Annotated in this window: 1 pseudogene; it reads right to left on the bottom strand. The window is 59.0% G+C overall.

The features are described from left to right. Nucleotides 1-36 precede the first annotated feature (36 nt). Nucleotides 37-446 (bottom strand): annotated as a pseudogene (locus tag BEN48_RS17205) (hypothetical protein); the annotation flags it as partial.

The raw sequence follows: 446 nt of genomic DNA, 5'->3' as shown, positions 1-446 counted from the left end.
AGCCCGTAACGGCCATTTTGATGGCCGGCAGCTTCTTCACCTTGAAGAACTCCTCCTGCATGTCCTCCATGTCGGCGCACTCATAGGCGGGCTTGAGTTAGGCGCAGGCAATGAGCAGGTTGGTAAGCGGGCAGAAAGGTTCTGGAATGTGCTTTCGTACTCCTGGGGGTTGCGGTGGAAATCGGTCGTATCCCAGACCCGGCCGTCGCGGCGGCGGTTGTAATCGGAGCTGCGCAGCTGGGTGTACACTGGCACGTTGAAATCAAGGTACAGGTAGTCGTACACGCTCACCCGCCGGATGCCCATCAAATCGAGCACTTCCATGGCACCCTGGGCCACCCGACCCGAGCCCGTAACGGCCATTTTGATGGCCGGCAGCTTCTTCACCTTGAAGAACTCCTCCTGCATGTCCTCCATGTCGGCGCACTCATAGGCGGGCTTGAGTT

The organism is Hymenobacter glacialis (genome assembly GCF_001816165.1).
Lineage (GTDB): Bacteria > Bacteroidota > Bacteroidia > Cytophagales > Hymenobacteraceae > Hymenobacter > Hymenobacter glacialis.
This window is presented reverse-complemented; position numbering and strand designations above follow the sequence as displayed.